Below are 21,837 nucleotides of genomic sequence, written 5' to 3'. Positions count from 1 at the left end.
GTGGCGTATGTTGTGACAGAAGCTTGTATCCGTTGCAAATTTATGGATTGCGTGGAAGTGTGTCCGGTTGATTGCTTTTACGAAGGGGAAAATATGCTAGTGATTAACCCCGATGAATGTATTGATTGCGGTGTATGTGAACCAGAATGCCCTGCGGAAGCTATTTTGCCCGACACCGAGCCGGGAACAGAAAAATGGCTAAATATAAACCGCGAATACGCCCCAAACTGGCCTAATATAACGAAAAAAGGCATTGCTCCTTTGGATGCTGAGGAATACAAAAAAATCCCTAATAAGTTTGAAACGCATTTCTCGGCAAGGCCTGCGAAACCGGCCCCTAAAAAATAATATTTCCCCTTTCAGTTTTCAGTTCTGGTATTTTAGATAGTCGCCCGCGGCTAGCATCGGGATAAATCTATTTAGGCGTTGAATTTTCCTGCATAATTCCTGCCCATCTGGCAGATAATTGCTAACCCCCACTCCCCATAAAAAACAAGGCCGGGTTTTTGGTAAAACCCAGCCTTAGAAGAGAAGCCATTTGTTTTATACCCGTTTATTTTTACTCACAATCCGCTACACACTGGGTATGAGGGATTACGGTTCCACCACACCCGGCAAAGCAAGAACGATAGGAGGATTCACATTGCGCTTGGCAAGTCTCGGTTGACCTTGAACAACGGAATGAATCATAAAAACTTTCGGGCGTCAGAACAACTTTTTTGTTGGCAGCCCGTTGTTGTTCTACATAACCATAATATTCATTTTCTGATCGCAATCTCTCGTTATATTCACACATTTGGATTTGAGATGAACAGTTTTGTTGACAGAATTGTTGGGTTTGGGAACATTGGTTGGAGCAAACCCGCCCTTGATAATTTTCCGGAGGCCTTAATTCGTAGGTCGTTTGATAAACCGGCCCACACCCAGCGACAAGCAATAATAGGACGCCATTTATAAAAGACAAGAAACCGCTTTTTCCCAAGATCATTTTCCTTTCGAGCACAAATATATCATCCCCCCCTTCCTATCACGTTTCATGCATAACCTCAAGGTGATATAATCCCCTTTCAATTTTCATGCACTCCTTGATACGGCTAAATAATGAGGAAGGGTTAAAACTGTGCCTAAAATCGCCAAAAATTTTATCTGGCTATGGAAAAAACATTCGATTGTCCCGTAACTTTTTCTTTACCCACTAGCCAAATATTTCCTGGCCAAACATTTAAAGATCAGCTGCTGGCATTAGTAAATGCTACCTAATCTAGTGGTTTCAAGGGTATTGTTTTTTCCAGCAAATGCAGGTACATTATCCTACATGAAGACTATCAACATAGATGCTGCTGTTTTTGTGCAACTTTATGGAAGGTTTCTAATGGTTAAGCATATGTCTAGTTATTTATTGCTTTTGTCTCGTGGCATGGTTGCTTCGATTGCTTTTTCCTTGATTCTAGTAGCTATCGCAAGCAGCAATTTAGCAAAGGCTGATGGCCCCACACAGGAACCAGCCCAGCCCAGCCCAGATTTTATTTTAAGGGAATCCGCTGATAAGCATCTTTCCAATGGCTTCCGGGTACATAATGTTGTTCCAACACTTCCATCTGCCTATGTAAAAGCTTTTGGTTTGGACAATCACCTGAATTATTATTATTTTAAAACACCGGCAGAACTCAATGCGTTTTTACAAGGCACGGATCGCCTTCTCTACGATGCGAATGTTTCCTCGGCCCTTATACAGCAACGGCAACGAGCATTGGAAATTGCAGAAAAGATCTTAAAGGAATTCGACGGAGCAAAAATAAGTGGTTTTTTCCCCGCCGATTCCCAACAAATGGCCCGTGATTTGCTGCAATATTCCAGAGATCGCTTGCTGTTTTCTGTATCAGGCAAAAGATAGTCTGCTCGTACCACCGGTTTTCATAAGAATAGGCAGCTTTTTCCTTTCTGATCAGAGTGTTTGATGTCTGAAAATTGCTGAATTTTAATTTCCATGAAACTAGCAGAATCCAGCCATAAACTATCCGTGGTGGATATGTCGGCTATCCAAAGGTGCTTGTGCACGGTTGTTCATTCCATAATCCCGGACAACAGCCGCAATCCTTAACCGGTAATCCTTGAAAAATTTTGCCCGGCCAAGGTACTGTGCAGCCCGGTGGGTTTCGAGTGTTCGCCAATCTTGGATAGCCTTTTCATCACGCCAAAAAGACAAGGATAAAATTTTACCTGTTTCCACAAAACTTTGGAATCGTTCAATGGAAATAAATCCTTCTATGCGGTCAAGTTCTTTTCTTAAAGCCGCCGCCATATCAAGATAACCTTGTTGGTATTCCGGCTTCACCCACACTTCAAATATCACGGCAATCATTGTTTCATATTCCCCTATGTTAAAGTTCTAGGTCGGACGATTCGATCCAAATAACCGTAACAGTTTGGTTAACATCGAATGATGAATGTTGAACCTAATATGGATAGCCTGGTGCGAACAATAGGCGATCCAACCCGCATCCGCATGTTAACCCTTTTAATGGAGGGGCGCGCTTTAACCGCCAAAGAACTTGCTTGCGGCGTGCAGATAGAACCTAGTACGGCAACTTCCCACTTACGAAGGCTTTTAGAAGATCAATTAATTGCGGTTACCATTCACGGTAGGCACAAGTATTTTCGCCTAGCATCCCCCAAAGTTGCGCAATTAATTGAAACCCTGATGGGAATGGCTGTCCCGCCTGTAACAGACTTAAATGCCAAACCCATCCCCCCTATCCAAATAGCCCGGTTTTGTTATGACTATCTGGCGGGTAAACTGGGCTTAGGAATGATGGAAGCTTTAATGACCCAGAACCAATTATGTGTGTCAGGTCAAAAAATTTCAGTGACCCCCCCAGGGGAATACTGGTTCCGATCTTTTGGCATTGATCTTGATGAGTTAAGAAAAAACCGACGCCAATTCGCCTATCCCTGCCTTGATTGGAGTGAGCGGAAAGAACATCTTGCTGGCGCTTTAGGGGCAGCCCTGGCCCAACGGATGCTCAATCTTTGGCTGGGTCAAGAACAAGCACACACGTGTCATCCTGATAACCGATAAAGGCCATCAGGAATTATTGAAGTATTTTGGGATTACCCTGAAACAACCCCCATAAAAAAACCATTAATGACCCATAGGTTTTTGCTGGTGGGTGGCGCTAGCTTGCATTTTAGCTCAACCCAATCTTTATTACTCAAATATAAAGCTCTGGCATCGACGGGCTTAAAACGAATGGGGCTCTTCTTACGGCACTTTTTTAATGCAGTAACTTTAACTGATGGGGGCTATCAAGGGAGAATGGGGGAATATCTGTCCAAAATACTTGGCCGGAGGACAGGGTTTCCATTTCATATTTGCCAACCATAACCCCTGAAGGGGCAGACAACGGTGTGCCGCTCGTGTATTCAAACATTTCCCCGGGCTTTAAAACAGGTTGAAGGCCTACGACCCCTTCCCCTTTTACTTCTAATACCCGCCCGAATGAATCCGTGATTTGCCAATAACGGCTTTTTAAGCAGACGGTCTCTTTGCCAGTGTTTTTGATCGTGATCTGATAAGCCCAGAAAAATTTCATTTCTTCTGGTACTGATTTATCCTCAAGAAATATAGGGCGGGCCGTAATTCGGATAGCTTTTGTGGTTTTGACATACATCTATCTTATCTCACCTATCAACGAAAATTAAGGGCACCGAAGGTAAAACCCCGGCGCCCTTAAACTTTTAGCAACCTACGAATAGAATAATGCGTCTTATTGCATTAAGATTTCTGCACGACGGTTACGGCGATCGGCAACACCATCATCTGTTGGGACGGCAGGTTGCTCTTCCCCACGACCAGAGGTCGTAATTTGCTCAGCAGCGACACCAGCACTGATTAAGGCGCTACGAACGGTATCCGCACGGCGTAATGATAAAGTCATGTTGTAAGAAGCGGGACCACTTAAGTCAGTATGTCCGACCACCGTCACATTCTTCACATTGCCTTGCTTAATTTGTGCAGCAAATTTTTGAACCACAGCTTGAGCAGCCTGTGTTAAATCTGCGCTGTTGAATTGGAAGTAAATCACATTACCAACTGGCTGCGGAACCATCTTTCCACCCAACGCTTCCATCGCGCGGTAGAAGCCATCGCGGCAAGCAGCGATATCTTTTGGTTGGAAATTTTCTTCCTGTTGCTCAACCCAACAATCGAAGCGAGCTTGGGCGGTGGCAGCCACTTTTGGCAAGCGTTCACGAGCGCCGCCATTTAAAACACTGACCAACCGAGCACGAGCTTGAGTCAATTCGTTGACTTTATCCGCAGGCAAATGCCAATTCTTCAGCTCTTCTGGTTGTACCAGCTGACCGCGCGCAGACGCTAAACCTCTACGGGCATAATTATTGGCATCAACCCAATCGCGTTCATAATCTGCTTCCAAAAGGGTTAATTGGCGATATTCTTCCACCAAAGCTGTGGTAAAAGAACTGCCGCCACTTGGTTTTACAGTTCGCATTTGATCGATATTGGTCGCACAACCGGCCAACATGCCTGCCGTGGCAATAACGGTAAATAACTTAAGTTGATTCATTTTATCCTCTTTCTTCCATTATTCAGTTCTAGTTCACCTGATTTAGACACACTATCATCATAATCTAACCCAGATTAATAAACATTTAATTTTTTACTTGGCAATACCCACTAAGACAGACAAGTAGCAATTATTGATATACGAATTTCAGCACGTATTGTCAAAGACCTTTGTTAGGTATTCCATCAATTATCAAGCATATGATGCTAAAATGTCACAAGCAAAAAGGGTTTTATTTCTTTTTGCAAATTTTTTTATGATTGTTTTTACAAAGGAAGCTGCTTACCTTAAAATCGTATTTTAGAAATAAGCTGATGTTGTTCCCTCTACCAAAACCTAAGATGATTGCTGATTTTTTGTTTTAAATATTTCGAACAAAATCGACTATATCCAGGAATTCATTGCTTTTTAAAGGAAAGAATCTGAAAAATGCACCCAACGCCAACCACCACTTTTGACATTGACCCCCTCAATCCCGCTGGCACTGATGGCTTTGAATTTGTTGAATATGCCGCACCCGATGACGGTAAAGCGCTGAGTACTTTATTTGAGAAACTGGGGTTTAGCTTAGTTGGACGTCACCGTTCCAAAAACATCCTTTTATATCGGCAGGGAGATATTAATTTCCTATTAAACAATGAGCCTAACAGCTCATCTAAGAAATTTGCCCAAAACCATGGGGCCTGCTGTTCAGCAATCGCTTTTCGGGTAAAAGATGCCAATCGCGCCTATCAGCGCGCCGTAAAACTGGGGGCCAAAACTGTCCAACCCAACAGCGGCATCCTGGAAAACGTGCCTGTCATTGAAGGGATTGGTGGCAGTTATTTGTATTTGGTCGACCGGTACGGTAAAAAAGGCAATATTTATGATCAAGTTTTCGTGCCCATTACCCCCACACCTGCCAAGACACCTTCCATGGGTTTAAATTATGTCGACCACCTAACTCATAATGTTTATCGTGGTAATATGGATAAATGGGCTGAATTTTATCAGCATTTATTCAATTTCCGCGAAATCCGCTATTTCGACATTGAAGGTAAATTAACGGGCCTGAAGTCAAAAGCCATGACCAGCCCCTGTGGTAAAATCCGCATTCCCATCAACGAAAGTTCAGATGATAAAAGCCAAATTGAGGAATATTTGAAGATTTATAAGGGTGAAGGGATTCAACATATTGCCTTAGCAACCGATGACATTTATCAAACCGTTGAAAGCCTGCGGAAGCGCAACCTGAAGTTTTTAGCGGCCCCGCCGGCTACCTATTATGACATGCTCGAAAAAAGGCTCCCCAACCACGGGGAAGATGTACCGCGACTACAAAAGAATGCGTTGTTGGTTGATGGCTCGCCAAACGGGGGATTACTTCTGCAAATTTTTACCGAAACCGTTATCGGGCCGATTTTCTTTGAAATTATCCAGCGCAAAGGGGATGAAGGGTTTGGGGAAGGCAATTTCCGAGCCCTATTTGAGTCAATGGAGCAAGACCAAGTACGCCGCGGTGTATTAAAAGCGAAATAGAAAAGATAAAAAAGTTGATCGGGGTAGAACAGGTATTATTTACCCCAATCAATTTTTTCTCAACATTTTTGGTTGACGATTGGATCTTTTATGGTTACATAAAAGGATATCCAGCCCCTTTGGCGGAATTGGTAGACGCGCCTGACTCAAAATCAGGAGTTGAGAGACGTGCTGGTTCGAGTCCGGCAAGGGGCACCAGTTTAAAAATACCTTCTAACCGCATATTTTGCCTCCTACCTTTTAATCCCCTGCTGAACTATTCAATCTGCTCTACAAATATCTAACCGCCCACTTTATTAGGGTGATTGGGAAATATTACCCAATCTCCAGCTGATCAAACTGGTTACACTGAAGTCAGCCCTTGCAAATGAGCATGAAATATTTTGCTGCAACCTGAAAAAATGGAAATATTCAAGCTGGCAGGTTGATTGGCCCCGCCAATGCTCAGGCAAGCTAGCTTGGGGGTGATATGGTTGGAACTGAAACAATCCTGATCCCCTATCATGACAACCGCGCTCATCGCGCTGGTTGTTCATTTGATAGTATGACTGAGATTAAGGCTAATCCAGCTAGCATCAAACTGGCGGGATTATTTTTGCTGCAATGTTCTAAAAATTCATACTTATCCTACATGTTCATCGTCTATCAATTCGTTTGAATTTGTCAATATCCGCCACCCCGGCGTTTTCCTATCCCTTAAAACCTGCAACCTTTTCTTAATAAATTCCGCGCAAGCTAATAATACACGCTTTTATATTGCATTATAATTTGTTTAAACATATTATTAATAAATAAAATATGTCTAAATAAATCATTGTAGAATAATAATAGGGTGGATAAAATGGCTTATAAACATGTAAGGCTCAGCCAACCAGGCGACAGTGGGTACCGCCGCGGACGAAATGGAATCTTGTTTGTGTATTATCCCTTAACCTCCACCGAAGATATAATGGTTTAGTCGGTTTTAGATCGCAAGGAACTGGCCTATATCATCAGAAAAATCGCGATGCAAAAAGACAGGCATCCTAAATCCTATTCCTTACAGGATATGATAGCGTATATATGCCAGGAATATAGCGGTTCTGAAATTTATACTTTTGCAGATGTTAATGACGAATTTTTGGAAAAAATCCAAAAAGATGCCACAGGGGATTTTACCCGAGAAGCCATTCGTCTTGATTGGGTTGTTGAGCAGAAGCACAACACCTAAATCAAAAGGAAGGGATTGTTCATTCAACCCTTTAAGCGATGAAACTGACCGGAAACGATATAAAAAACATACGATCATTCCTTAAAATGCACGCAAAAGACTTCGCTAAAAAAGCTGGGTTAAAGGGTGAAAGAGCTCAGGGAAGTGTTTACCGCTGGGAACGTGATCTTCTAAACCCATCTGCCACTACCGTCTCCAACATTCGCAAATTGTTTTTTTCAAGCAAGCTAGTATCCGCCATGCAAATTGTGGCTTATGCCATGGCCGAGATTAAGGACATTCCCAAAAAAATAGATTTGACCTTTTATGCGGATGAGGAGGCATACCGGTATTTTCACGGCGATGATGCACCGCCCTTTTGGCTGTTCCAGGAAACCAATCGGGAGGTGGTGGAATTGATCAAAAAGCTTGGCATTGCCGTAAGCCTGCTTGAAATAACTAAACCCCTTTATGAAAAATGGCTGCAAAATCAGGAGTTAGAAGATAGCCCACAAAACCGCACCGCCTTCGTTGGCCATAGTTAAATTAGATAGCCGCCTAACAAAAGGTGGATTATCCTAATATAACATTGCATTACCAAGTCCGATCAGCATCCGTATTTTAGGGAATGATGGGTCATCATGTCATAACGATTGAACGGTCTATTGGATTAAGTATACCTAATGGCCTTAAGACCTATTTCCTTCTTCAATAGTGGGCCTCTAAGATGATAAAACCCCATAAGCTTTTGGACAGGATTATACAAGGACATTATCAGAATATCTCCTTCAATGATTTTGTTCATTTACTGAATCAACTCGGGTTTATTCATCGTAGGACAACAGGAAGCCACATGATATTTAAACATCCTGTCTACCAAAGGAGTATTAACGTCCAGCAGGATCAAAATAAAAATGCCAAGCCTGCCCAAGTAAAGGAATTGAAAGAATTCATTAATAGTTATAGAATGAACTTAGGAGATTAATGATGCAACACCCTTATCATATAGATTTAGCTTGGTCTGACGAAGATAAAGCTTGGATCGCTAGAGTTCCTGATCTTCAGGGCTGCACGGCCCACGGTGAAACCGCTGAAGATGCAGCTCGCGAAATACAAACTGCTATTCAGCTTTGGCTTGAAGTGGCAAAGGAAGATGGCGATCCAATCCCAGAGCCCAGATATAACCCTGAAAAACTGAGAAAAAAAGCCGCCGCTTGAAGTTCGCAAGTCTCATGACGCACCGTCATTATCGTCTTCATTGGGCTTGGGCTGGTGAAGCACCTGTGGATCACACTTGCACAAATAAATTTTTTATATTATAGAAACAACAGGCAATCGCGGGTGTAGCTCAATGGCAGAGCAGAAGCTTCCCAAGCTTACGACGGGGGTTCGATTCCCCTCACCCGCTCCAGATTATAACCACCTTAAAGGAATTCACCATTGCCTTATTATGACCGAACCGCTTGGCATGCGGGAAGTGATGATTTCCCCGCTGACCTTTCCACCGAAGCTGGCGGAACTCATATTGGCCTGTTTTTAAGTTGGGTCATTATGTGCAACTTAGAAAGCTTAGAACTTAAGTCCTATAGCCAAGAAGGACTGCAAAAGCTTCGCTCGCGTCAAATAACCGGCAGGGAATTCCTAGTGAAATATTGCGATGAAAAATTCTCGGAATCCCACTTAAATGAGGAAGGGAATCGGTTCGCCAAATTTTATTATGCAACAAATCTGTATTTTGAAGATTATGAAGCCACTGTGGCTAAAGATTTAGCAAGTATCTATGAAGTGGCAGATTCATGGTCAAGTTTTGATAAAATTGCACCCATTCTTGATCAAAGATTTTTAGCGTGGAAAAAATCATCCTCCCCCAAAAGATGAAAAATCTGGAGATAAATTGGATCAACGATATTCCTATAACCTTATTCGCTTTATCTTTTTCCTGGGTTACGGCATTATTGATTATAAATTAGCGACTTTTCCCTGCAGTCTTTTCGGTAATTAAGGTTTTCGTACGCTATAGAAAAACGAAAGATTAGTCTTTTTATAAAAATGCTGACTTTTTGGCCTGTTTCACTTGTTCAAAAAATGGTACAACCATGATCGCCCCTAATCATCTGCGCTGGGCTGCCGGTTGTTGGATTGTAACGGCAACCTGGCTGCGGATTCCTTTAACTCCGATTGATTTGGGGATCGCGACCATTTCAGGATTGGCGCCGGACTTGGACACACCCAAAAGCAGCATTGGCAAAAAACTGCCTTTTATCTCGCACCCGCTCGGCATGGTTTTAGGGCACCGGGGCCTTACCCACAGTTTACTAGCCGCGGCCTTATGTGTATTTGGGATTGTTTGGGGAATTGGGGTGCAACAATCCCAACCTTTGTATCATCTGCTGTTATTGCCTTTTTTGATTGGGTACCTGTCACACTTGATTGGGGATATGATGAACCCGTCCGGCGTGCCCCTTTTATGGCCTTACCCACAGCGATATACTTTTCCCTTGATCTGTTGGTCTTATAAATCACCGATTGAATTTGTTTTCACTTGGCTTTTTTTGGGTGGCGCCATTTATGGGTGGTGGGCAAGCGGCGGTTATGCCCTTTCAGCAGCCGTCATTAAAAATTGGGGGGGATATTTATTCCCCTAAGCGAAACCTGCAATTTTAACACCCTCCTGAATACCTAATCTTGAAATGTGAAATTAGGCATGGACATGGGCCGCTGCCTTCATCTCATTCCCATCCTGATCAATATGCCGCCATTTGCGCCGGGCTAGAACGGTATAAGCAACTGGCACGACAAAAAGGGTCAATAATGTGCCAAACGTCATCCCACCAACAATAACCCAACCGATCGGATGGCGGCTTTCAGCCCTGGCCCACTGGCTATCGCTAAAGGTAAAGCCCCGAGTACCATGGCAGCCGTAGTCATCAAAATTGGTCGCAAGCGCAGAACGGCTGCTTGCACGACCGCTTCCCGGATTGATCTTCCTTGGGCCCGCAACTGATTAGAGAATTCGACAATCAAAATACCATGTTTGGTAATTAACCCTATCAAGGTGATAAGACCAATTTGGCTGTAAATATTAAGCGTGCCCCCAGACCAATTCAGCGTCAACATCCCTCCGGCAATCGCCAATGGCACAGTCAACATAATAATGAACGGATCGGTAAAACTTTCAAATTGGGCTGATAAAACCAAATAAATAAACAGCAACGCCAGTCCAAAAATAAAAAGGATGCTTTGGCTGGATTGTTTAAATTCCCGGGTATAGCCGGAATAATCAATTTGGGTTTTATTTTCTAAATCAAATTGACGAACCAGATTTTCCATGTATGTAACAGCTTCCGGCAAGCTATATCCTTCGGCCAGGTTGGCCGTTAAGGTAACCGCGGGCAGCTTGTTGAAATGCCGCAACTCCCTGGCTGCTACGGTTTCGGTCACGGTCACGAGGTTGGATAATTGCACCATTTGTCCATCACTTGCCCGAACGTAGATATTCTCGATATCTTTGGGGTTGGAACGCTCTGTTGCTTGAAGGCGCACAATCACATCATATTGCTCACCATCTAATTTAAACCTGGTCACGTTACGCCCGCCAATCATGGTTTCCAGGGTTCGCCCAATCACGTCAATCGGTACGCCCATATCAGCTGCTTTATCCCGATTGACAACAATTTTTAATTCCGGCTTGTTCAGCTCCAAATTGCTTTCCAAATCAACAATTTTTGGGTTCGCCCGACTTGCTGACTTAACGGCTTCAACCAAATTTTGCAATTGTTGGTAATTACCGGTTGTTTGGATAACTAACGACAAAGGTTTATCCGTTGAACCCTGGCCAAGCGATGGGGGCAGGACTGGGAATGAGATAACACCGGTTATTCCCGCAAACATAATGGGTCCAAGCTGTTGAACAATCTCCCTAGCACCGCGTTGACGCTCACCCAATGGTTTTAATCCAATAAAAGATATCCCCCGACTACTGGTGGGGTATCCAACCACGGTAAAGTAACTGATCATTTCTGGAATTGTTTGATAAACCCCCTCTAACTGCCTCATATATTTATCGGTATAAGAGGGCGCTGATCCTTCCTGGCCAATCGTAATGCCAATAACAACGCTTCTATCCTCGGTTGGGGCTAATTCTTGCGGTATGGTTGTGACCAACATATATCCAAGATATGTAAAACCAAGAATCACAGGTACAATAATGACCCTCAATTTTAACAGCAACCCCAGCAATTTTTGATAGCCATTAGTGGTAGCCTCTAGGGCTCTCTCAATCACCCGGTAAACCCAACCATGCGTAGCATGCGGCTTTAAAAGCAAGGCACACATCATCGGTGAAAGGGTTAAAGCAACAAAGCCAGAAATAATAACGGCCCCAGCAAGGGTTAGGGCAAATTCTGTAAACAGCCTGCCCGTTGAGTCAGTGGAAAATCCGATGGGTGCAAAAACCGCCGCCAATGTTAAGGTCATGGCAATAACGGCAAAAGAAATTTCACGCATCCCCTTAAATGCTGCGGCTAGCGGCTTCATCCCGTTTTCAATGTAACGGTAAATATTTTCCAAGACGACAATCGCATCATCCACCACCAAGCCGATTGCCAAAACAAACGCTAACAAAGTCAATGTATTAATCGAAAAACCAAAAAGATGCATGAGGGCAAAACTGCCGATTAAAGAAACCGGAATGGTGACCAAGGGCACAAGCGTGGCACGGAATGAACGAAGAAAGACAAAAATCACGAGCACAACTAAAAAGACCGCTTCCCCAATGGTTATAAAGACCTCTTGGATCGATTGATCAATAAAAACAGCAGTGTCGTAAGCAATATTTAACGTCATCCCTTCGGGCAATGATTTTTCTATCCCCGGCAAGATACTGCTGATCCCCGCTGAAACCTCCAATGGATTAGCAGTTGATTGCTTAACAATTGCCAAAGCTACCGCTGTTTGGCCTTTAAAGCGCGTAATAGTTCTTTCACTTTCCGGTAAAATTTCAATATCCGCCACATCTCCCAATCGCACCAAGTAATTTTCAGACTTACGTAAAATAATATTGGCAAATTGTTCCTTGGTTTGCACATCAGTTTCTGCCCTTACGGTAAACTCGCGCACATCCCCTTCAACAAGACCCGCAGGTATTTCTATATTCTGTCCCCGCAGTGCGTTTTCCACTTCTTGCACCGTTAAACCGTAAGCTGCCAAGGAATCGCGGCGGATATCAATCCTCATTGACTGCAGTCTCTCACCAAAAACTAAAACATCTGAAACACCGGTCACTGTTTGCAGACGGTTTCGTACCACTCTTTTGGCGTAGTCTGTTAATTGGATCGGAGAATGACGGTTACTTGAAAATGCGATATAAATGATGGGCTCCGCATCGCCTTCAGCCTTCGAGACTGTTGGTTCGTCCACATCTTCTGGGATAAAACCCCGCGCCTGGCTGACCTTTTGTCGAACGTCATTAGCCGCTAGATCAATATTACGGTTAAGGTTAAAGCGCATCGTAATCTGGCTACTGCCAGCCCGACTATTTGATGTCATCACATCAATTCCCTCAATCCCTGATAGGGCGTCTTCCAAGGGTTTTGTGACTTGCGTTTCTATAATTTCGGCGTTAGCCCCAGAATAACTAGTCGATACCGTAACAATAGGCTCATCAATATTCGGGTATTCCCGAATAATCAAACGCTCATAACTAATAACCCCAAGCAATATGATCAAAAGGCTTAAAACAGTGGTAAAAACCGGCCGCCGGATAAAAACATCAGATAATGACATTACGATTCCCTAAAACTCTTCAAAATAAACGTTTACGGAAGCATTTCCTTACTTAGGCGCTGCTGGTGGGGAGCCACATGGGCCACCGGGAGGAGGACCACCCGGACCGCTAGGAGGGCCGCAAGCAGGTAACGGTGCCACAGGCATGCCATTAAAAATCTTCATCATTCCTGCTACTATGATCTGCTCGCCAGCCGAAAGCCCCTCCACGATCTCAACTTTACCAACATTCCTATCCCCGGTTGTGACAGGGGATAGGGTGGCCCTGCCCTCTACAATCCGGTAAACAAACTTTTGCTGGCCCATAAAGAAAACAGCTTGCTCAGGAACCAGTAACGCTTGATCCCTGGTTTCGTAAATCAAATTCAACCGGGCAAATAAACCCGGCCTTAATTCGCCAGTATCATTGGGCAAAGTAGCCCGGATTAAAATACTGCGGCCATTTTGATCAATCAACGGGTCGATCGCATATAATGTCCCCGTATATTGTTTGCCCGGTAAAGCATCCAATTTCGTAGCAATCTGTTGCCCGATCTTAATTTTGCTTAAATATATTTCAGGTATCCGAAAATCAATTTTTAAGGGGTCAATAGCTTCCAGATTAAAAACGATTTCCCCTGGCGACACATATTGGCCCACGCTGGCACGCCTTAATCCTAAAACGCCATCAAAGGGAGCATATATTTTTGTTTTCGTAAGACGCGCCTGCGCTGACGCTAAACTGGCTTCATCCGCCAGGAATCTTGCTTGCGCTTCATCCCGCGCTTGTTGAGTGCCAACACGTTTGTCAAAAAGTTCGTTTGCCCGTTGATAATTGGCCTTGCTTAAGGCAATGCTTGCTTGGGCCTGCGCAAGCTCCGCCTGATAAATAGAGGGATCTAAGGCAACTAATAATTCACCTGCTTTGACGGGTTGTCCTTCTTTGCCTATTATTTCCGATATCCGTCCGGCAATTTCAGGGCTGATGGTAACCGATTCGGAGGATTTTAAAGACCCAATGGCTGGGATGGAAAGAATAACCTGTCCAACCTCTACCTGGCCAGCCTCAACCGGCATCGGCGGACGTTCTTGGCCGGGCGGTTGCTGGGCAACAGCCTGAGCCACAAAAAAAGCCCCCAATTGGGCAGATAGCATGACGATAAGGGTACGTGATTTTTTTAGCATATCTCACCTTGTGTCTAATAATATTATGTTTTTATAAGAATGTTTTTTTATGTCACACGACCAACTGTCCTATCATGCTTATCTAGGATAACTGCCAAACTGCTTTTATCAATCAACCTGCTCAAGAATCTAGAAAAAACACCCAACTTTTAAAGGTTGGGTGTTTTCAGCAGCTATAATCATATCTTCAAAAACTAGTTCCTGCTGTTCCCTAAAAACCGCAGCATATAAATGAATATATTAATAAAATCCAAATAAAGATTTAAAGCCGAGATAATTGATTTTTTCTTCGTCATCTCAAGGCCATCTGCTTCGGAGTAGGCCGCCTTGGCAATTTGGGTATCGTAAGCAGTTAGACCCGTGAATATCAGAACGCCGACGATGGAAATCAGAAAATCCAACCCGCTCGAGCGCAAGAACATATTCACGACCAGGGCAACAATCAATCCCCAAACCCCCATAATTAGGAATGAGCCTAGGCCAGCTAGATTTTTCTTAGTCGTATATCCATATAAGCTCATCCCGCCAAACATCGCAGCGGTTACGAAAAACACCTTCGCAATAGACGCTTGGGTATAAACTGCAAAAATAGTAGATAAGGATAATCCCATCAGCGCCGCATATACCCAAAATAGGAGCTGGGCGGTGGATGCTTTCATTGTCTCAAGCCTGAATCCGATGGCCAGGGCCACACCCACAGGAGCTAATAGCACCACCCATGTCAAAGCTTTTGAGCTGAATATAGAATATAACAGGTAATTATTTGTACCAACAAAATAGGCAACCAGCCCGGTTAATAACACCCCCAAGCTCATATAGGTATAAATACCCAACATATATTGACGAAGCCCTTCATCCACCGCTGGGGCTGAGCGGACAACACTACCCCTATTAAAATTTGGTTGTAAAGCCATTTGAATATCCCTTTAAACGCGGTTGAATCGTTACTATATAACTGCCATACCATAATTATGGGAGGTTTTTTGCAATAATCAAGAGGGTTCAATGTTTTTCTTCCCTCGTCAGCATCATTTACAATTATGATAACCATTTAAAAAAAAGGCAAAGAAATTGTTAGAAAACACCCCCTCACCCGAGGTTTTCCATCAATTGGCGGAAGAAGCACTAACCTATCTACCACGTCGGTTTCGGCAGCAATTAAATGGGCTCGCGATTATTGTTGAGGATTTTGCTGACCCTTCTACCCTGGAACATTTTGGTATGCAATCGCCGTTCCAGCTTCTAGGTTTATATCGCGGCCTGCCCTTGCCCAGCCGCAACCATCTTTCAACACCTTCTGATCAGAACCGGGTTTTCCTATACCGTTTACCGATTACCCGCTATTGGCAAAATTCGCATCATACGTTAGCGGAAGTGATCCGGCATGTATTAATCCATGAAATTGGTCATCATTTTGGGTTGAGCGATGCCGATATGGAAAAAATAGAAGATAGCGTGGAATAACCAAGCCTTTTTTACTGGTTTTTGAAGAAGCGTGAGTAGTGCTTCAATGCAAGCTATCATCGATTCCTGCCAAGCGCCTGACCTACGGGGTATCAATATTCCAACCCCTGCACACCTCATTCCCTGAAGCCTTATTGACACGGTTTTTCTGTTTTCAGGCCTAATAAGGCTTTTTCTGGTAGCTTGAACATCTACCTTTACTTGAATTGACAGCCCTACTGCTTTGATGATATGAAACGCCAGTTGTTACGACAGACACAAGACCTATATTTTAAAAGGAAAAAAATTATCTTTTTATTATCAGTGGATGGAAGGTACTTTGATTTAATGAAACTCTCTCAATCCTCGTTAAAAAACCTTATTGTACCCGTTGAGATCCAAATACGCGAATTTGACGCTAAATTGCTTCTTTCCTGTTTCGCGGCAGAAAAAGGTTTTACCGTTTTCATCGGCAACAAATACGAAATCCATAAGTCTATTGATCTGTTGCCGCCAGCGATTTATCTTGGCAAAGCCCTCAGGTCATCCTCTATCTATAAATTAAACAAAAGATTTTTGAACCCGGTGGTGGCTTGGGATGAAGAAGGTTTGGTTTACTATTCGCCGGAAATTTACTTAAAACGCCGGATTGTTCCTGAAACCTTAGCCTTATTGGATGGGGTGTTTGCTTGGGGGCAAGATAATGCATCTTTAATCAATTCAGTCAATCATCAGAAAATTCCGATTTACGTAACAGGCAATCCGCGCGGCGATTTGCTGCGGCCCGAATTTTCACATTTTTTTGAAAAAGAGACCGATGAGCTTAAAAGGCAATATGGCGATTTTATTTTAATTAATAGTAATTTTGCTATGATTAATAAGGTTAGGAGACAGTTTGTCCACTCTTATTCACTAGCTGAGGTAACCATCAAGAATGATATAGTGCGTAGGCTTAATGAGCCAGATTTAGCCAAGCATCGACAGGCGTTATTTCAGCATTTTAAGGATCTACTGAAATTTTTAGGCGAACAATTTCCAACGCGTAAAATCATTTTACGTCCTCACCCTTCTGAAAATCACGCGCCTTGGCAAGAAATCGCTAATGTTTTTCACAATATAATCGTACTCAGGAGCGGTAATGTGCTACCCTGGTTAAAAGCCTGCCAATTCTTAATCCATAATGGTTGCACGACGGCTGTGGAAGGAAGCATGTTAGGAATTGAAATCATTGCTTATTGTCCCATTGCCTCTGAGGGCTTTGATGCCCAACTTCCTAATAATCTAAGCCTGCAAGCGACCAATTTCAGTCAATTGGAGGCACTAGCGGTGCAGCTGCTGGAAGGAAAGAAATTAACTAATTCTGACCCTCGCGTGAGGGAATTTCGTGCTATATTTCGAAATGATCATATGGCGAATGTAGAAAACAGATTTGCCAGCGAGAAAATTGTGGAATTGCTTGAAATTCTGTCAAAAAATATTCAGAAACGGCATCTATCTTGGAACTACATCAAGGCGAAAATTAGAGCTATAAAAACTAGAAATAATCAAAATAAAAAACATCGCGAAGAAGATGATGATTTAGATAGAAAAGTTAGAGCAACCAATTTTCCGGAAATATCAGTTCAAGAAGTGAACCGTAGAATCAGGCTTTTTTCAGAATGCTTAAATGGAAAATTTGATCATATCAAAGCGGAAGATTCGATTAAACCAGGGGTTTTTAAATTATCATCCTAAGACACATGAGAGTCTTTATGAGGTTAGTTTTAGATTTTGGGGCTGGCATAGATTAGGGGATACTAGACCAAATTTTTTAAAACCCACCCTATATCAAAAAAATAATAAATAGTTGCCTCTTTTAGTTAATTTGAATATAAGCTGGTAATTAGTACCTTGAACTGAAATAGGCTGCCTTTATTAATTTTTCGCTTGTTTCAAAAACGATATTTTAGGGTTAAATTGGATTTTTATAATGCTATTCAAGAAACGTGTTCTCAAAAATTTAGTGATTCCCGTTGAAATCCAGGTTAGGGAGTTTGACGCTAAACTACTTCTTTCCTGTTTCGCTGCAGAAAAAGGTTTTAAAGTCTTTATAGGCAGTAAGTATGAAATAAATAAACAGACCGTCCTTTTACCCCCAGCAATATACATAGGTAAAGCACTCCGTTCCAATGGATCGAAAGTTTATAAATTAAATAAAAAATTACATAACCCTGTTGCAGGTTGGGATGAAGAGGGACTCGTATATTTTTCTCCTGAGATATATTTGAAACGCCGGATATCTTCTGATACTCTGGCACTGCTTGAAGCTATTTTTGCTTGGGGTAGTGACAATGCTTCTGTCATTAACCAAGCAAATTATACCCATACCCCTATTCATATTACGGGAAATCCGAGAGGGGATTTATTACGTCAAGAACTTGGATTTTTCTTTGAAAAAAAAGTTAATTCCCTAAAGAGGCAATACGGAGATTACATTTTAATCAACAGCAATTTTGCGATGGTTAACGGATTTCTTAAAAATTTTACGCAGCTGCCCCATCCTTCAGAAGGATTGCCAGCCTTTGAGAAAGCGCGAGAAGTTTATAACCCAGAACTGGCTGTTCATCGCCATGCCATGTTTGACCATTTTAAAAAGTTGCTCGTATTTTTAGCAGCAAATTTCCCAAATCGTAAAATAATTTTAAGGCCACACCCTTCTGAAAACCCTGAACCTTGGCAAGAATTGGTAAAACCCTATCCGAATGTGACGGTTTTGATAGAGGGGAATGTGATACCATGGCTTAAGGCTTGTAAAGTTTTGATTCATAATGGCTGTACAACAGCTTTAGAAGCCAGTTTACTGGGAACTGAAATTATTGCTTATTCCCCCATCTCTTCGGAAAAGTATGATGCTCATTTACCCAATAATTTAAGTCTAAAAACAGTCACCCTTGAAGAAACAAAAAAAATCATAGAAGCAATTTTTTTGGGTCAACAACCAACGCATGAAGATAAAAGTATTCAAGAATTCCTTAATAAAATTAAGAAGGACCATGTGACAAGCATGGATGGGACTTTCGCCAGTGAAAAAATAGTGGACGTATTAGAACAAATCGCTAAGAAAATTAAAGGTCGAAATTTATTTTCTATTAAATATTGGTGGGCATGCTACCTGTCTCTCATTAATAAGATAAAAAGGAATCTGCGCTACAATGATAAAGGTGGCAGAGTTAATTTTGAAGTCAGGACAAACAATTTTCCTCCTATTACTTTAGAGGAAGTACAAAACCGGGTTAAATTGTTTTCTACTTGTTTAAATGGACGATTTGATACTATCGAAGTCAAAAAATGGATAAAAGAAGGGGTTTTTGAATTATCATCGTCAATTAGGCAAAACTCCTAATTGTGCCATAAGGGAAGGTTGCCAGGTCTAATCCTTATTATAGGCCCCCAAAAGCCTTCTGACTTGGAAAGACGCCCAGCAGCAAACTAATTAAGGGTAGCAAGCACCTTTTGTAACCGCTGACGGTGAAATTGTTCCGTTGCCTCAAGATTGGCAAAGAAGCTTTTAAGGGTGCCAAAGCCCTGCGAGGGCACTGCGTGGGCTATTTGGTGGGAAAATTCTTTCCCCGTTGCATGATACTGTAAAGCCCCCAAAATTTTACGGATGATGCCTTCAGGGGACAATGATTCTTGATCGTCCTCTGCCAGCCAGGGATATAAAAATGTTAAACAATAGCCGGACTGTTCTTTTTTCTTATCCGCCATGGAGCGCAAAACAGCCGCCAGATCGTTAAATCCTAAATCATCAGCTTTATCCGCAAAACAGCTTAATTCTTGATATTGCTGACTAATTTTTTCAAAGATCAATTGTAATATCGCAGGGATTTGTTCTTCCACGGGCAGCTTATTTTTCTGAATGGTCATTTTATTCCCCTGTTAAAAGACGTTCCACCAATTGTTTGACTGTTGGGATAAATCCATTTTTATAAAAAGGGTCGCCAGCAAAGCGGTAAGCATTATGCCCTGCAAACATAAGCTGGTTTTCAATATCGTTTGAATGGCTGATCTCTTGTAAGGTTTTTTGGATACAAAAAGAACGCGGATCGGCTTTTTTACCCGTAGTTCCTTCCTCATTCTGTGCCCAGTTGGAAAAGGCACAGGCACTTAGACATCCCATACAATTGATTTGATCCGTCCGAATTTCATTAGCTTTGGCTGGCGTTACAAAAACAAGTGTTGAATCTGGCGTACGCAGCACTTCCGCATGTCCTTCGCTGATCCAGGCTTCCGCACGTTTTTTGTCGGGACCCGTTACATAAACGATCCTGCCGCGCACACCAATCGCAAAAGCTGTTTGATGTTCCCCAACCGGATCTAAGCTATAGGCAATCTGCCTTTCTGATCTTGCTTGCAAATCCTCCAAGAACGGGTTGATCACCGCTGAGGAATAAAATCCCGTTGGGCTAAATCTATTGAGGAAAATATCGCCTTTTTTCAAATGTAATAACCTGTGTTTCCAAGCTTCAGAAATAGGACTTTCAACGGTTAATAACGGCCTTGTACCAAACTGGAAGGCAATCGGACCCAGATCAGGATTATCAATCCATTTTCCCCACTCCCGTAAGCACCAAACCCCCCCGGCCATCACAATGACCGTATCCCCCAACCCGCATTCTTCCCGCATTAAACGGCGCAACTCTACCACCCGCGGGTAAGGGTCTTGGGGTTTTAAGGGATCTTCATTATTGGAAAGGCCGTTATGGCCGCCTGCAAGCCAAGGGTCTTCATAAACAACCGCCCCCAATTTATCGCGAAACTTGTGATAGGCGCGTTTCCATAAGGCACGAAAGGCCCGGGCTGAAGAGATAATAGGATAATAATAAACCCCATAGCCCGAGCAAATTTCTGCAATTTTATAGGGCATGCCAGCCCCGCAGGTCACCCCATGGATCAACCCCTTAGCGCCGTCCAATACCCCATGTAATATTTTTTCAGCAGCAGCCATTTCCCACAAAACATTCATATGGATTCGACCGTTGCCACCTCCCATTTCATGGGCCACACGTGCCTGTTGGATCCCGCCTTTGATCGCAAAACCAATCAATTCTTCGTGGCGTTCCCGCCGGGTTTTGCCGTGATATATCTGGGGTATTAATTGGCCTTTTTCATCATAGGAATCAGCATTGACCCCGGAAAATGTCCCAACCCCTCCCGAGGCTGCCCATGCCCCTGAACTTTCTCCATTTGATACGGAAATACCCTTCCCTCCCTCAATCAGAGGAAGAACTTCCTTTCCAGATATAATGACAGGGTTCAGAGCTTTCACAAAATACCTCTTACGATAACATCAACAAGCCAGCTTCATTTCGGCTTTTTCAGGACTCCTGGGGGGTAATCCCCAGCAGATGTCATAGCCTTCACACCCGCAATAATCATTGCAGGACAGTCGGTAAACAAGCCGTTGGCCCCCCATTCTAACAATTCACGCGCCCGCCGTACCTGGTTAATGGTATAAACTGCCGATTCATAGCCCATTTCACGAATTTCACTGATCCATTCCTTGGTAATAAATTGGTCAGCACAATTAACAGTTTTAGCACGTATGGCACGGGCTTGCTGTTGCCAATCTTGAGGTTTTCCCCACAAAAGCAATCCCCGTTCAAATTCAGGGGCCATTTGATAAGCTAACTCCAACGCCGGAAATGAAAAACTTGATAACAACAAAGGATGTTTTTTCGGCCAATATTCCCTTAGAAGGGATATAGTATTAAAAACGGTTTTTTCAATATAGGGATGACCTTCGGCAAAATGCTCTGGAATTTTAATTTCGATATTTGCCTTCAAATCAAGATTAAGCAGCAAAAAAATAGCCTCTGCCAAGGTGGGGACTTTTGCACCCCGCCAGTTTTCAGCAAACCATCTTCCCGCGTCTAATTTTCGGATTGCTGCATACGAACTTTCCCATATTTTTCCTTGGCCGTTGGTAGTGCGTTGCAGATCATCATCATGAAACAGAATGACTTGGCCATCTTGGGTTAACTGGACATCAAATTCGACCCATCTTACCCCTTGACATGCTGCTTGGTGGATACTTTCCAACGTATTTTCAGGGGCAGCCGCTGCTGCCCCACGATGGCCAATAACGGAAGGTAACAACATCATTTTGTTATC

General features: G+C 43.0%; 22 protein-coding genes, 2 tRNA genes and 2 pseudogenes. 15 read left to right on the top strand and 11 right to left on the bottom strand.

Going from position 1 to position 21,837, the window contains the following annotated elements:
* Positions 1–348, top strand: coding sequence for a ferredoxin family protein (locus IPP67_04345; protein ID MBL0338404.1), 348 nt, complete (start codon positions 1–3; stop codon positions 346–348).
* A 211-nt stretch (positions 349–559) separates the two neighbouring features.
* Here IPP67_04345 and IPP67_04340 read toward each other — a convergent pair whose 3' ends face one another.
* A complete protein-coding gene (locus tag IPP67_04340; protein ID MBL0338403.1) occupies positions 560–982 on the bottom strand; it encodes a hypothetical protein in 423 nt (140 codons plus the stop codon).
* Positions 983–1,384: 402 nt separating this feature from the next.
* On the opposite strand from IPP67_04340, the gene IPP67_04335 reads away from it, so the two are divergent.
* The gene (locus IPP67_04335) at positions 1,385–1,894 is read left to right on the top strand and encodes a hypothetical protein (GenBank protein ID MBL0338402.1); all 510 of its coding nucleotides are present in this window, start codon (positions 1,385–1,387) and stop codon (positions 1,892–1,894) included.
* Between the two features lie 120 nt (positions 1,895–2,014).
* Here IPP67_04335 and IPP67_04330 read toward each other — a convergent pair whose 3' ends face one another.
* The gene (locus IPP67_04330; GenBank protein MBL0338401.1) at positions 2,015–2,362 is read right to left on the bottom strand and encodes an antibiotic biosynthesis monooxygenase; all 348 of its coding nucleotides are present in this window, start codon (positions 2,360–2,362) and stop codon (positions 2,015–2,017) included.
* An 81-nt stretch (positions 2,363–2,443) separates the two neighbouring features.
* On the opposite strand from IPP67_04330, the pseudogene IPP67_04325 reads away from it, so the two are divergent.
* A pseudogene (locus tag IPP67_04325) lies at positions 2,444–3,134 on the top strand (winged helix-turn-helix transcriptional regulator).
* A gap of 141 nt (positions 3,135–3,275) precedes the next feature.
* On the opposite strand, the gene apaG reads toward IPP67_04325, so the two are convergent.
* Both apaG and IPP67_04315 read right to left on the bottom strand, forming a co-directional pair.
* Positions 3,276–3,671: a Co2+/Mg2+ efflux protein ApaG gene (gene apaG, locus IPP67_04320; protein MBL0338400.1), complete on the bottom strand. Its 396-nt coding sequence runs from the start codon at positions 3,669–3,671 to the stop codon at positions 3,276–3,278.
* A 96-nt stretch (positions 3,672–3,767) separates the two neighbouring features.
* A complete protein-coding gene (locus IPP67_04315; GenBank protein ID MBL0338399.1) occupies positions 3,768–4,586 on the bottom strand; it encodes an OmpA family protein in 819 nt (272 codons plus the stop codon).
* A 429-nt stretch (positions 4,587–5,015) separates the two neighbouring features.
* Between IPP67_04315 and hppD the strand changes: the two genes are divergently transcribed.
* On the top strand, positions 5,016–6,104 hold the full coding sequence (gene hppD / locus IPP67_04310) for a 4-hydroxyphenylpyruvate dioxygenase (protein ID MBL0338398.1): 1,089 nt from the start codon (positions 5,016–5,018) through the stop codon (positions 6,102–6,104).
* 113 nt (positions 6,105–6,217) lie between these two features.
* Positions 6,218–6,302: transfer RNA gene (locus tag IPP67_04305), tRNA-Leu, on the top strand.
* A 145-nt stretch (positions 6,303–6,447) separates the two neighbouring features.
* On the opposite strand, the gene IPP67_04300 is transcribed toward IPP67_04305, so the two are convergent.
* A complete protein-coding gene (locus IPP67_04300) occupies positions 6,448–6,624 on the bottom strand; it encodes a hypothetical protein (protein MBL0338397.1) in 177 nt (58 codons plus the stop codon).
* A 528-nt stretch (positions 6,625–7,152) separates the two neighbouring features.
* Here IPP67_04300 and IPP67_04295 point away from each other — a divergent pair.
* The 7 genes from IPP67_04295 to IPP67_04265 all read left to right on the top strand — a co-directional run bounded on the left by IPP67_04295 (position 7,153) and on the right by IPP67_04265 (position 9,938).
* On the top strand, positions 7,153–7,314 hold the full coding sequence (locus IPP67_04295; protein MBL0338396.1) for a hypothetical protein: 162 nt from the start codon (positions 7,153–7,155) through the stop codon (positions 7,312–7,314).
* Between the two features lie 86 nt (positions 7,315–7,400).
* Positions 7,401–7,838, top strand: a complete 438-nt coding sequence (locus IPP67_04290) for a hypothetical protein (protein MBL0338395.1) — start codon at positions 7,401–7,403, stop codon at positions 7,836–7,838.
* Between the two features lie 182 nt (positions 7,839–8,020).
* Positions 8,021–8,278 (top strand): type II toxin-antitoxin system HicA family toxin, encoded by a 258-nt coding sequence (locus IPP67_04285; GenBank protein MBL0338394.1) that lies wholly within the window; start codon positions 8,021–8,023, stop codon positions 8,276–8,278.
* 2 nt (positions 8,279–8,280) lie between these two features.
* Positions 8,281–8,511, top strand: coding sequence for a type II toxin-antitoxin system HicB family antitoxin (locus IPP67_04280; protein ID MBL0338393.1), 231 nt, complete (start codon positions 8,281–8,283; stop codon positions 8,509–8,511).
* 119 nt (positions 8,512–8,630) lie between these two features.
* Positions 8,631–8,704 (top strand) — tRNA-Gly (locus IPP67_04275).
* A 29-nt stretch (positions 8,705–8,733) separates the two neighbouring features.
* A complete protein-coding gene (locus IPP67_04270) occupies positions 8,734–9,171 on the top strand; it encodes a hypothetical protein (protein ID MBL0338392.1) in 438 nt (145 codons plus the stop codon).
* Positions 9,172–9,389: 218 nt separating this feature from the next.
* The gene (locus IPP67_04265; GenBank protein ID MBL0338391.1) at positions 9,390–9,938 is read left to right on the top strand and encodes a metal-dependent hydrolase; all 549 of its coding nucleotides are present in this window, start codon (positions 9,390–9,392) and stop codon (positions 9,936–9,938) included.
* A gap of 53 nt (positions 9,939–9,991) precedes the next feature.
* On the opposite strand, the pseudogene IPP67_04260 reads toward IPP67_04265, so the two are convergent.
* From IPP67_04260 to IPP67_04250, 3 genes and pseudogenes are all read right to left on the bottom strand, one after another.
* Positions 9,992–13,077, bottom strand: a pseudogene (locus tag IPP67_04260) (efflux RND transporter permease subunit).
* A 48-nt stretch (positions 13,078–13,125) separates the two neighbouring features.
* Positions 13,126–14,241 carry an efflux RND transporter periplasmic adaptor subunit gene (locus IPP67_04255; GenBank protein ID MBL0338390.1) on the bottom strand — a complete coding sequence of 372 codons (1,116 nt, stop codon included), beginning with the start codon at positions 14,239–14,241 and terminating at the stop codon, positions 13,126–13,128.
* 194 nt (positions 14,242–14,435) lie between these two features.
* On the bottom strand, positions 14,436–15,155 hold the full coding sequence (locus tag IPP67_04250; GenBank protein MBL0338389.1) for a Bax inhibitor-1/YccA family protein: 720 nt from the start codon (positions 15,153–15,155) through the stop codon (positions 14,436–14,438).
* Positions 15,156–15,312: 157 nt separating this feature from the next.
* On the opposite strand from IPP67_04250, the gene IPP67_04245 reads away from it, so the two are divergent.
* The 3 genes from IPP67_04245 to IPP67_04235 all read left to right on the top strand — a co-directional run bounded on the left by IPP67_04245 (position 15,313) and on the right by IPP67_04235 (position 19,066).
* Positions 15,313–15,705 (top strand): metallopeptidase family protein, encoded by a 393-nt coding sequence (locus IPP67_04245; protein ID MBL0338388.1) that lies wholly within the window; start codon positions 15,313–15,315, stop codon positions 15,703–15,705.
* A gap of 327 nt (positions 15,706–16,032) precedes the next feature.
* Positions 16,033–17,418, top strand: a complete 1,386-nt coding sequence (locus IPP67_04240; GenBank protein MBL0338387.1) for a hypothetical protein — start codon at positions 16,033–16,035, stop codon at positions 17,416–17,418.
* Between the two features lie 235 nt (positions 17,419–17,653).
* The gene (locus tag IPP67_04235; GenBank protein ID MBL0338386.1) at positions 17,654–19,066 is read left to right on the top strand and encodes a hypothetical protein; all 1,413 of its coding nucleotides are present in this window, start codon (positions 17,654–17,656) and stop codon (positions 19,064–19,066) included.
* Positions 19,067–19,152: 86 nt separating this feature from the next.
* On the opposite strand, the gene IPP67_04230 is transcribed toward IPP67_04235, so the two are convergent.
* From IPP67_04230 to IPP67_04220, 3 genes are read right to left on the bottom strand one after another with little or no spacing between them, the layout of a single operon-like run.
* Positions 19,153–19,590: a hypothetical protein gene (locus IPP67_04230; GenBank protein ID MBL0338385.1), complete on the bottom strand. Its 438-nt coding sequence runs from the start codon at positions 19,588–19,590 to the stop codon at positions 19,153–19,155.
* Position 19,591: 1 nt separating this feature from the next.
* A complete protein-coding gene (locus tag IPP67_04225; protein ID MBL0338384.1) occupies positions 19,592–20,992 on the bottom strand; it encodes a nitronate monooxygenase in 1,401 nt (466 codons plus the stop codon).
* A 35-nt stretch (positions 20,993–21,027) separates the two neighbouring features.
* Positions 21,028–21,828 carry a glycerophosphoryl diester phosphodiesterase gene (locus tag IPP67_04220; protein MBL0338383.1) on the bottom strand — a complete coding sequence of 267 codons (801 nt, stop codon included), beginning with the start codon at positions 21,826–21,828 and terminating at the stop codon, positions 21,028–21,030.
* Between the last annotated feature and the right edge of the window lie 9 nt (positions 21,829–21,837).

The sequence above is a fragment of the Rhodospirillaceae bacterium genome (assembly GCA_016722635.1).
Taxonomy (GTDB): Bacteria; Pseudomonadota; Alphaproteobacteria; order JAEUKQ01; family JAEUKQ01; genus JAEUKQ01.
The sequence above is the reverse complement of the archived record's forward strand: the minus strand, read 5'-3'. Positions and strand labels throughout refer to the sequence as shown.

Bases quoted from the DNA above. Each gene is read 5' to 3' on its own strand.
- IPP67_04230 (MBL0338385.1), bottom strand. From the start codon at position 19,590: ATGACCATTCAGAAAAATAAGCTGCCCGTGGAAGAACAAATCCCTGCG.
- IPP67_04315 (MBL0338399.1), bottom strand. From the start codon at position 4,586: ATGAATCAACTTAAGTTATTTACCGTTATTGCCACGGCAGGCATGTTG.
- IPP67_04250 (MBL0338389.1), bottom strand. From the start codon at position 15,155: ATGGCTTTACAACCAAATTTTAATAGGGGTAGTGTTGTCCGCTCAGCC.
- IPP67_04240 (MBL0338387.1), top strand. From the start codon at position 16,033: ATGAAACTCTCTCAATCCTCGTTAAAAAACCTTATTGTACCCGTTGAG.
- apaG (MBL0338400.1), bottom strand. From the start codon at position 3,671: ATGTATGTCAAAACCACAAAAGCTATCCGAATTACGGCCCGCCCTATA.
- IPP67_04295 (MBL0338396.1), top strand. From the start codon at position 7,153: ATGATAGCGTATATATGCCAGGAATATAGCGGTTCTGAAATTTATACT.
- IPP67_04265 (MBL0338391.1), top strand. From the start codon at position 9,390: ATGATCGCCCCTAATCATCTGCGCTGGGCTGCCGGTTGTTGGATTGTA.
- IPP67_04235 (MBL0338386.1), top strand. From the start codon at position 17,654: ATGCTATTCAAGAAACGTGTTCTCAAAAATTTAGTGATTCCCGTTGAA.
- hppD (MBL0338398.1), top strand. From the start codon at position 5,016: ATGCACCCAACGCCAACCACCACTTTTGACATTGACCCCCTCAATCCC.
- IPP67_04335 (MBL0338402.1), top strand. From the start codon at position 1,385: ATGTCTAGTTATTTATTGCTTTTGTCTCGTGGCATGGTTGCTTCGATT.
- IPP67_04285 (MBL0338394.1), top strand. From the start codon at position 8,021: ATGATAAAACCCCATAAGCTTTTGGACAGGATTATACAAGGACATTAT.
- IPP67_04255 (MBL0338390.1), bottom strand. From the start codon at position 14,241: ATGCTAAAAAAATCACGTACCCTTATCGTCATGCTATCTGCCCAATTG.
- IPP67_04300 (MBL0338397.1), bottom strand. From the start codon at position 6,624: ATGAGCGCGGTTGTCATGATAGGGGATCAGGATTGTTTCAGTTCCAAC.
- IPP67_04290 (MBL0338395.1), top strand. From the start codon at position 7,401: ATGCACGCAAAAGACTTCGCTAAAAAAGCTGGGTTAAAGGGTGAAAGA.
- IPP67_04330 (MBL0338401.1), bottom strand. From the start codon at position 2,362: ATGATTGCCGTGATATTTGAAGTGTGGGTGAAGCCGGAATACCAACAA.
- IPP67_04280 (MBL0338393.1), top strand. From the start codon at position 8,281: ATGCAACACCCTTATCATATAGATTTAGCTTGGTCTGACGAAGATAAA.
- IPP67_04220 (MBL0338383.1), bottom strand. From the start codon at position 21,828: ATGATGTTGTTACCTTCCGTTATTGGCCATCGTGGGGCAGCAGCGGCT.